9 protein-coding genes are annotated in these 10,263 nt (G+C 36.7%); 4 read left to right on the forward strand and 5 right to left on the reverse strand.

The genetic code is table 11. The features are described 5' to 3' along the window. Window positions 1–13: 13 nt before the first annotated feature. Window positions 14–1,243 (reverse strand): NADP-dependent malic enzyme, encoded by a 1,230-nt coding sequence (gene ystJ / locus AB3M96_RS21320; RefSeq protein ID WP_412969625.1) that lies wholly within the window; start codon window positions 1,241–1,243, stop codon window positions 14–16. Between the two features lie 664 nt (window positions 1,244–1,907). After that, on the reverse strand, window positions 1,908–5,279 hold the full coding sequence (dnaE, locus tag AB3M96_RS21325) for a DNA polymerase III subunit alpha (RefSeq protein ID WP_412969626.1): 3,372 nt from the start codon (window positions 5,277–5,279) through the stop codon (window positions 1,908–1,910). A gap of 294 nt (window positions 5,280–5,573) precedes the next feature. Between dnaE and ytrH the strand changes: the two genes are divergently transcribed. The 3 genes from ytrH to AB3M96_RS21340 all read left to right on the forward strand — a co-directional run bounded on the left by ytrH (window position 5,574) and on the right by AB3M96_RS21340 (window position 6,823). Beyond that, window positions 5,574–5,912 (forward strand): sporulation membrane protein YtrH, encoded by a 339-nt coding sequence (gene ytrH, locus AB3M96_RS21330; RefSeq protein ID WP_412969627.1) that lies wholly within the window; start codon window positions 5,574–5,576, stop codon window positions 5,910–5,912. Continuing rightward, window positions 5,912–6,412 carry a sporulation membrane protein YtrI gene (gene ytrI, locus AB3M96_RS21335; protein WP_412969628.1) on the forward strand — a complete coding sequence of 167 codons (501 nt, stop codon included), beginning with the start codon at window positions 5,912–5,914 and terminating at the stop codon, window positions 6,410–6,412. Before ytrH ends, ytrI begins: the two co-directional genes overlap by 1 nt. A gap of 219 nt (window positions 6,413–6,631) precedes the next feature. Continuing rightward, a complete protein-coding gene (locus AB3M96_RS21340; protein ID WP_412969629.1) occupies window positions 6,632–6,823 on the forward strand; it encodes a YtzJ family protein in 192 nt (63 codons plus the stop codon). A 34-nt stretch (window positions 6,824–6,857) separates the two neighbouring features. Here AB3M96_RS21340 and AB3M96_RS21345 read toward each other — a convergent pair whose 3' ends face one another. Further along, window positions 6,858–7,799, reverse strand: coding sequence for a DHH family phosphoesterase (locus AB3M96_RS21345; protein ID WP_412969630.1), 942 nt, complete (start codon window positions 7,797–7,799; stop codon window positions 6,858–6,860). A gap of 211 nt (window positions 7,800–8,010) precedes the next feature. On the opposite strand from AB3M96_RS21345, the gene AB3M96_RS21350 reads away from it, so the two are divergent. Beyond that, window positions 8,011–8,307, forward strand: coding sequence for a YtpI family protein (locus tag AB3M96_RS21350; protein ID WP_412969631.1), 297 nt, complete (start codon window positions 8,011–8,013; stop codon window positions 8,305–8,307). 82 nt (window positions 8,308–8,389) lie between these two features. On the opposite strand, the gene AB3M96_RS21355 is transcribed toward AB3M96_RS21350, so the two are convergent. Together AB3M96_RS21355 and AB3M96_RS21360 are read right to left on the reverse strand one after the other, a co-directional pair. Beyond that, on the reverse strand, window positions 8,390–9,706 hold the full coding sequence (locus AB3M96_RS21355) for a DRTGG domain-containing protein (protein ID WP_412969632.1): 1,317 nt from the start codon (window positions 9,704–9,706) through the stop codon (window positions 8,390–8,392). Window positions 9,707–9,791: 85 nt separating this feature from the next. Continuing rightward, window positions 9,792–10,037, reverse strand: coding sequence for a hypothetical protein (locus tag AB3M96_RS21360; RefSeq protein WP_412969633.1), 246 nt, complete (start codon window positions 10,035–10,037; stop codon window positions 9,792–9,794). Between the last annotated feature and the right edge of the window lie 226 nt (window positions 10,038–10,263).

Genomic DNA, 10,263 nt, shown 5'->3' on the forward strand with positions numbered 1-10,263 from the left:
CTCTTCCAATCATCTATTCAATAATCGCTAATTTTCTTGTTTTCTCAGCAATTTCTTCTGGGTCAACGACGATTCTAGCAACCCCTGTTTCCATAGCAGCTTTAGCAACTCCAGCAGCAACAGCAGGTGCGACTCTAGCGTCAAATGGAGCAGGAATAACATAGTCTGCACGTAATTCCTCGTCTGAGACTAAGGAAGCAATCGCTTCTACAGCCGCTATTTTCATCTGCTCATTAATATGAGTTGCTCTAACATCAAGCGCTCCTCGAAAAATACCTGGGAATGCGAGTACGTTGTTGACTTGGTTTGGGAAATCAGATCGTCCAGTTCCAACAACCTTCGCACCTGCAGCAAATGCATCTTCAGGCATAATTTCGGGATTTGGGTTAGCCATCGCGAAAATAATTGGGTCTGAATTCATGCTTTTAACCATTTCAGAAGTCAATGCACCTTCAACTGAAACTCCAATAAATACATCTGCATCTTTTAGTACATCCTCAAGTGACCCTTCTAAACGATTTTGATTCGTATATTTGGCAACTTCAGCTTTTACATCATTCATACCAAAAGTTCTACCTTCATAAATAGCGCCCTTTGAATCACACATAATAATGTCACGTACACCGTAGCGATATAATAATTTAATAATTGCAATTCCTGCAGCACCTGCTCCATTCGCAACAACACGGATGTCTGACATCTTTTTACCAACTAGTTTCAAAGCATTAACTAATCCAGCAACAGTAACTATTGCCGTACCATGTTGATCATCATGAAAGATAGGTATATTCGTTTCTTTTTTCAAACGTTCTTCAATTACAAAGCAATTAGGAGCGGCTATATCCTCAAGATTAACTCCCCCAAAGGTCGGCTCTAGTAATTTTACGGTTTCTATAATTTTCTCTACATCTGTTGTATTTAAGCAAATAGGGAATGCATCTACTCCAGCAAAGCTTTTGAATAGCACTGCTTTCCCTTCCATTACAGGAAGAGCAGCCTCCGGTCCAATGTTTCCTAATCCTAAAACAGCAGTACCATCAGACACAACCGCCACCATATTTCCTTTCATGGTATATTCGTATACCTTTGCTTTGTCGTCATAAATAACTTTACAAGGCTCAGCAACTCCAGGAGAGTACGCCAGGCTTAAATCTTTTGCATTTTTCACTGGAACTTTTGCTTTTGATTCTAATTTACCTTTATTAATTCGATGCATATGCAAAGCTTCTTCTCTTAGAGTCATTTAGCTTTTTCACTCCTTATAATAGAAAAGCGCAAGCGCCTTGGTCAGCCCCGACAAGCCTGGCCGACTAAGGTCGCCACGTCCTGTGGCAACGTCGGCACTAGCATATCCTGTGCGTCGGAACCCTGACTTGTCCAGCTTCTGCGGCTAGAAACTCGAGAAATTTCAACTCCTCCGTCAGAGGCAAAAGACGCCTCTTTTGTCGGAGTCTCCAATTTTCTCGTTTCTGACCAAGCCGCTTCAGCATTTCAGTGAGGAGGCTCGAAAAAAAGCAAAGCTTTTTTCCTGCGAGGATTAACCTCACGAAGCATTCCTTAGTGTTGCCGCCGCAGGAGGGGTGAAACGACCTCGAGCTGCTTAAAAGCGAAGCTTTTACGCAAGATACTCGAAGAAGCTTACTCCGTTAGGAAAACTGGCTAGGCGCTGGAGCTAGACAATTAAATATTTTTCTTTTTATTAATTACAAAATGGAGATTGTACGTCTTTAAACATCTTGTCCATCTATCGGGTAGTGAATCTTTCATTTCATATAAACTACTAAATATAAAAAGTAAAAAACAATACCCTATATTAACTCTGATAATAATTGTAAAAAACCAGTGGTCTGACCACACCATTTTCTTTAACAATATAACATATTTATGTTGGATGTAAAGAGGGTATGTTATTTTAAAACAACATTTTCAGGACCCATTAAACCCTCTAATTGCGTTAAAAAAGGAGTGTCTGGAGTTATCCATAGCTCTTTTTGAAGTTTAATAGTTCTTTGTTTTTCTTCATAATGAACAACAACTGCTGTAGTTCCCGGAAACTCCTGCAATAATTCTTTTAGTTCAGAAAAGATCTTATCTGTTTGATGGGTTTTATCAATCTTTACGAATAATGTTTGGTTATTATTTACTTCGATGTCGACTATTTCGGGTAATGGTTCAACTTCATTAATTAGTAACTGAAGTTGATTGTTTCGTTCTTCGATTTTACCTTTAAGTAAAAGTAAGGCATCATTTCTAAGTAATTTTCCAAATTGATTGTATGTTTTTGGAAAAGCAACACCCTCAAGTTCACCAGTTTCATCACTAACAGTAAGAAAGGCCATTACCTCTCCCTTTTTTGTTCGAATCGTTCTTTCCTTCGTTACAAATACACCTACGTATACCGTTTTCTGTAGGTAATCCGTAATTGAGCTAATCGGAACGGCTCCCTTCCTTTGTAAAAAAGATGAATAAGGAGTAACCGGATGACTCGATAAGTAAAAGCCTAAGGCTTCTTTTTCAAAGCGTAGCCTTTCTACATCTTTAAACGGTTCAACTTCAACATATTTTGGTTTAATTCCAAAATCGTCTTCGATGAAAAGATCAAATTGCCCTTCATTATCTTTTGGACGGACCAGCTCTGCATGTTCAAGTGCGACATCTAAAGTAGCTAAAAGAGTGGCTCTGTTTTCTCCGAACTCATCAAAAGCGCCTGAACATATCAGCGCTTCTAATGTCCGACGGTTAACACTCCTTATTGATGTTCTTACGCAAAAGTCAAACAAGTCAGTGTAAAGTTTAGATTTCCTTGTCTCGATGATATCTTTTAAAGCAGTAACTCCTACGCTTTTTATTGCGGCTAAACTGTAGCGAATTGCTTTCTTTTCCACGAAAAAAGGATAGTAACTTTTATTGATGGAAGGAGGCAGGATGGTTATCCCTTTTTGTTTTGCTTCTCTAATATATTGCCCAAGCTTTTCATCATTGCCTACAACACTAGTTAATAATGCAGCCATAAAATAGAGTGGATAATTCGCCTTAAGAAAAGCTAGATGATAAGCAATCATACTATATGCTACAGCATGACTTCTATTGAACCCATAGTTAGCAAAACGTACGATTAAATCATAAATATCATTAGCCGTTTTTTCATTGTACCCTTTTCTGAGACTCCCTTTTACAAAATGCTCTCGTTCTTTGTCCAACACTTCTTTTTTCTTTTTACTAACCGCTCTACGTAGCAAATCCGCTTCCCCTAGACTAAAACCAGCAAGTTTTGAAGCAATTTGCATAATCTGCTCTTGATAGACAATTACCCCATATGTCTTTGATAGAATCGGTTCTAGATCTGGATGAGGATATTGTACAACCTCATTTTTATGCTTTCTTGCTATATACAACGGTATATTTTCCATTGGACCTGGACGGTACAAGGCATTTACTGCAACAATATCCTCTAATTCAGTAGGTTTTAGTCGAGCTAAAACGCTTCTCATGCCACTAGATTCTAACTGAAATACTCCTGTTGTGTCGCCTTTACTTAATAAGTCAAAGGTTTTGGGATCATTCAATGGTATTGTTGATAAATCGATTTTCTTACCAGTCCCCCTGTAAATAAGTGACTGTATATTATCAATAAGTGTAAGGTTTCGTAAACCTAAGAAGTCCATTTTTAGTAGTCCAATCTCTTCAAGAATATCCATTGGATACTGTGTTAAATACACTTCATTATGTCCTTCCTGAATAGGAATTAAATCTGTCAATGGGTGCTCACTTATTACAACTCCAGCTGCATGAGTAGAGGTGTGCCGCGGAAGACCTTCAATTTTCACTGCAGTGTCGAAGATTTTTCGCCCAATTTCAATATTAGTGATATATTCTCTGAGAGTTGCAGACTCTTCATATGCTTGTTTTAAACTAATTCCCAGCTTACTTGGCACTTGTTTGGCGATATAGTCAGCTTCCTTAGGCGAAATCCCCATTACTCTTCCAACATCTCTTAGAGCAGCACGGGCGGCTAATGTCCCAAATGTAATTATTTGAGCTACATGAATTCTCCCATATTTCTTGGATACATATTCTATCATTTCATCTCTGCGATTATCAGGAAAGTCGATATCAATATCCGGCATAGAAACTCTCTCTGGATTCAAGAATCGTTCGAATAATAGCTCATGTTCTATTGGATCAACATCAGTTATATGAAGTACATATGCAACAAGAGAACCTGCCGCAGATCCTCTTCCAGGACCTGTAATAATGCCTTTTTCATGAGCATACTTCATAAAGTCCCATACAATTAAGAAGTAGTCACTAAAGTTCATTTTTTTTATAACTTCTAATTCATACTGAAGTCTATCAAGGTGTTCATCAGAAGGTGTTTGATAGCGTTCCTGGAGGCCCTTTAAGCAAATACGGGATAAATAATCTCCCGCTGATTCACCATTAGGAACTGGATATTTAGGTAATGCAAAAACACCCAGTTTTATTTCGACTTTACATTGATTCGCAATTCGAAGCGTATTTTCAAGAACGACGGCTGATTCAGAAAACAACTCAACCATTTCCTGGGGTGTCTTAAAATAGTATTCTTTACTAGGTAATACAACCCGATTGTCATCAGACAGCTTCGTTCCATTTTTAATGGAAAGCAGGCATTCATGTGCAAAAGAATCCTCCCGTTCAATATATTGGACATGGTTTGTAGCTACTAAAGGTACACCCATCTCGCTACTTATAGAGAAGAGAAGATTATGTAATTCTTTTTCTTCTGATAGCTGGTGATTTTGGATTGATAAATAAAAATCTTCTGCAAACATATGCTTATATTGAGCTATCACTTGCTTGGCTAAATCAAGTTGCCCTGCTAAAAGGTGTTGTTCAACTTCTCCTGTACGTCCTGGGGTAATCGCAATTAATCCATCCCGATAACTCGATAGCCACCTTTTCGGAATACCTTCCTTTGATTTTGTCTGAATTGCACTGCTTATCTTCAATAAATTTTGATAGCCTCGATTATTCTTTGCTAATAATACCAGTGGAAATGAACGTTTCTCCTCACCGTCTTCATTAGCTAATATAGAAGCTGTTAACCCAATAATGGGTTTAATTCCTCTCTTTTTGCATTCTTTATAAAATGGAATTGCTCCATACATTACATTTTCATCGGTTAAAGCTAATGCTTTATAGCCGGTTTTACTTGCTTTTTCAACTAAGCTTTCAATCCTAGCAGAGCTGGAAAGTATGCTATAAGCACTCTGTACCTGAAGATGAACAAAAGGCAATGGAAATCACACCTTTATTTTTTATATTTTTTATCATTGGATATTATTTAGCTACAGTGTAGGTATCCAGTTAAAAGTGAACCTTTGAACTGGGAATATATAAAACATGTAAATCAGGATTGTATTAAACAGGTTAATAAACTTCAAATATATAGGAATCCTCTTTAATTATAGTCCTAATCCGAAAACAATCCAAACATAACTCATACAAGCTTCAGTTTGTCCATATACATGTATAAAGGAAGGTTACACTTCCTGTTCTGCTACTAACAGCAATCATAAAGAGGTGTCATTATGGAAGTAAAAGAGGCGTTTATGCCTGCATTTATTCATAGTTTTTTCATAGCGCTTGGTGTATTACTAGGAGGCTCATTAATTGGTGGCATAGGAGCATTTATAGCCGGTGAAGCTCCCTTAACAGAAATTTACCGGGTAGCTAGTAAATTAAAAATATGGGCTCTTGTAGCTGCAATCGGCGGTACCTTCGATGCTTTTTATAGCTTCGAAAGAGGGATATTTTTAGGACAGACAAAAGATGTTTTCAAGCAGTTTCTATTAATTGTTTCTGCTATGGGCGGTGCCCAAATAGGTTGGAGAATAATAGAGTGGTTTACACAGGAGCACATAACATAATGAGAATCCCACCCTTATATGAGAAACCAGGATGGCAAAGATTTTTTGCTGGAGTTGCGGTAGGCGCTTTAATTAGTTGGTTTGTTTTTTTATTTCAGTTTGGAGTTTTGCAAGAGAAACAGATCCAGTTACTAACAAAGCAACAAAGTAAAATTAACGACTTGGAAGACCGCAATAATACCCTTATTGAGGATTATGAAAAGCTTAATGAAGAGAATAAAAGCAAGTTGAAAATCCAAGACTTTAAAGTGGAGTTCGCAAATCAAAAAAAGTATGATCTAGGTAAATTAAATCTTCATATCCTAAGTGATGCTGTTATGCAAAACTTAAATCATTTGATAGGAAAAGATATTGAAAGTGTTTCAAAAAACAAAGAGTTACTCAGGCAGGCTATAGAAAAAGAGTACAAACTAGATGATAAAGTATATAGACTTAAAACCTATTCTATTTATTTTGATACTACTTTAGAGATTACACTAAATATTGAATTAGTTAAATAGTAATATATAAAAAAATACCTCTTATTTTCGAGGTATTTTTTCGTGTTCAGATTATCTTTTAAAAATAATAGTAGCCCATTCTTTTCTTCTGAATATAGTATCTAATGAAATTCTTTAAAATCGGCAAACCAAATTATGAACGTTTTCCGAAAATTTAAAAAATATGTAGCATTTTTGATACATTATGAAATAAAATAAAGAAAAGAGGAGGGAGAACCAATGTATATTATTAATCGTAGAAAGCTTTTAAACGAAAAGTTGGCTCGTATCAAAAATGGGTACTCTGCTTATGCGGAATCAATTGAAATTGCAACTTTGTTAAAAAAGGAGATTCAAGCATTAAATTTAAACGTACATGAAGAAGTTACCGATATTGGATCTTGGTTTATCCCAGAAAGAGTCAAAAACTAAAATAAAGTCGCTACCAATAGAGCGACTTTATTTTTTATTTAGTATCCGAACAAACTGCTTGCATATCTTCTATTACTGACTCTACCTCTTCCCACGTATAAATCGTTGCCCCTGAAGCCAGTGGATGCCCTCCACCATTATATTTTCTCGCTACACCATTAATAATTGGCCCCTTTGAACGGAGTCTAACTCGTATTTGATCTTTCTCTTCTACAAAAAATACCCAAACTTTAATGTTCTCAACATTGCCTAGAAGGCTCACTAGCTGAGAAGCATCTGTAGGTGTAACATCAAATGCTTCTAATATCTCTTTCTTGAGAACAACGGAAGCCACACCATCATCGGTAACTTGATAATTTTGATACACGAAACCGCTTAACCTTGCTACATTTTCTTTTTTTTGATATAAGTTTTCATATATCTCGGGGAACGAAAAACCAGTTTCAATTAATTCGCCTGCATATGAAAAGGTCTTTGGATTTGTACTTTGGAATAGAAAGCGCCCTGTATCACCCACTATGCCAGCAAAAATCAATCTTGCTGCTTCCCTTGAAAGGATAAAACCTTGTTCTTTCCCAGCAAGATATAATTCATATATCATTTCACTAGTTGAACTAGCGTTAGTATCAACCCAAAGAATATCTCCGTATGGGTCTTCATTTGGATGGTGGTCAATTTTTATTACTTTCTTCCCTCTGTTATAACGGCTATCTGAAATTCGTTCTTGATTAGCCGTATCACACACAATAACTAAGGCATCTTGATATACTTCATCCGAAACAGTATCCATCTTCTTTAAAAAGAGCAGTGATTGTTCATCTTCCCCAACCACATAAACATTCTTCGCAGGAAAAGATGCTTTTAAAATTTCAGCTAAGCCACACTGTGAACCATAAGCGTCTGGATCAGGGCGAACATGCCGATGAATAATAATGGTATCAAACTCATTAATTGTCGCTAAGATTTCTTTATACATACGTAAGTACCCTCTCTTTTCCACGATTCTCCTTGTCACCATAGGGGCCTTTCAATGTTAGTCAAGCAAGGTATGAGCTAGTACCCTAAGAAAGGTTTCAGCTTATCTATCGAACTGTATTCACGAACTTTCCACATTCTATTCACTAGCAATTTCACTAAGTTCCCGTTACAATAGGAATAGCTATTATGTAAATGGAGGAAGGTTCATCATGCCTGTACTTGTTGTGTTTATAATTTTTTCGCTAGGATTCTATCTTTATTATAAAACAAAATACTTTAGAGCAAGACGTCCAATGGAAAAACAATGGATTTCTGCTAAATCTAGTATTGCTCTTGGTCTATTTGTAACTCTTTTTGCGATTAATGCATTTTTCGTACATCCATCCCTTGTTTCAACGATTGTCGGGATTGTATTATTATTAGTTGGTGGCGGAAGTGTCTGGGCAGGATATCGTGCTTATAAGCATTTCTTACCTTTGGTTATTCAAGAAGCACAGCAGCAATAAGTTTCCAAAAATACTTAATACTAAAAAAGGGACGCGATTTGTATTGCGTCTCTTTTTAGTATTATAAATTGTTATTTACACTCTATCTATCCAACAATTGAGCCATCATCATCGCTTTACCTACAACAACGCCGTCATTATATACCTCAACATCCACTTTTGCAAATTTTCTACCAACCTCTAATACCTTTGGACGTATTTCAAGTAGGGTCTCTATTTGAACGGGTTTAATGAAGTATATCGTTATATTTTCAATTACTAAGTCACCTTTTTTATAAGATTTTAAAACCCTATTGGCAGCCTCAGTAACAATAGTGGTAAATACACCGTAAGATATTGTTCCCAGATAGTTCGTCATTTGAGGTGTTACTTCACATTGATAAGTGATTTCACTTTTGGAATCAGGTGTTATATCTTCGAACTGATTGGTTACAATATCATCAATAGTCTCTCCAACCTGAGGTTGACGTCCTATCATCTGTAAAGCTTTTAATACATCTTGACGGCTAATAATACCTTGTAATCGATTGCCTTGGTCTACAACTGGAAGCACCTCAATTCCTTCCCATACCATCATATGTGAAACTGAAGCAACAGATGTTTTTTCGTTAACAGTCATTGGACTTTTCGTCATCACTTTCTCAATAAGTGCTCCGTGATCGTGCCCCATAATATCCTTAGATGTTACCATTCCAACAACCTTTGAGTTACCGTCTATAACAGGATAACGCCCATGTCCTGTTTCTGCATTATATTGATACCATTTTTCAACTGTATCAGAAAGGTGGAGGCAAACAGTTTCATCTTTTGAGGTTAAAATATCCTCTACCAGTACTATCTCTTTTTTAATAAGTTGATCATAGATCGCTCTGTTAATCATAGTTGCTACTGTAAATGTGTCGTAGCTACTAGAGATAATTGGCAGCTGTAACTCATCTGCTAACTTCTTAACATCATCTTCCGTATCAAAGCCACCTGTAATTAAAACCGCAGCTCCGGCATTTAATGCATACTCATGAGCCTTTGTTCGGTTACCAACAATCAGTAGATTACCCGCTCCTGTATAACGCATCATCGCTTCTAGTTTCATAGCACCAATAACAAATTTATTAAGTGTTTTATGTAAACCTGCTTTTCCGCCTAAAACTTGACCATCAACAATATTAACAACTTCTGCGAAAGTTAGCTTTTCAATGTTTTCCTTCTTTTTTCTTTCGATCCGGATTGTACCGACACGTTCAATCGTACTAACATAGCCTTTATTTTCTGCCTCTTTTATTGCTCTGTAAGCTGTTCCTTCACTTACTTTCATATCCTTTGCAATTTGTCGCACAGAAATTTTTTCCCCAATTGGAAGCGTGTCAATGTACTGCAAAATTTGCTCATGCTTAGTAGCCAAGCTCTTCACCCTCTAATTATCATTCTATTTTCCGATGCATTCTTATTTCTATTATAAGGGTGAAGAAGACGATATTCAATCTTGGCTATTGATACTGGCGGACTTTTGCTCTTTGTTGTGTTCGAATTGGTGTTTGTCTGACTGCTTTTCGATTTACTTTAGGACGGTACAATATGCCTATTAAGTTTCCACTGATAACAATTAACGCAAAAGCTAACCATGAAATTGCAAATATACCTTCTAGGCCTTCAGCACCTATTGATAGTCTTGGAACACCATAATAAAGTAAAACTCCACAAAGTAATAAACAAAGTAATAGTCTGTTATGCAAATTCTTCCCTCCCTTTCTATGCTTGTTTTATTTTATGAAACAAACCTAAAAAAAAGACGTGAATAGTTAATTCACGCCTTTCTTTATGCTTATCGCAATTTCTATAAATTGTTATATTTGCTTTTTCAATGAGAGTGTCGAGCAAAAACGTTTGGTGATTTCCGCTCCTGGCACTCGCTTTCCGCGGGCGGACCGTGAGCCTCCTCACTGAAATGCTGAAGCGGCT

This window comes from Ferdinandcohnia jepli, assembly GCF_047246645.1.
Lineage (GTDB): Bacteria > Bacillota > Bacilli > Bacillales > Bacillaceae_L > Ferdinandcohnia.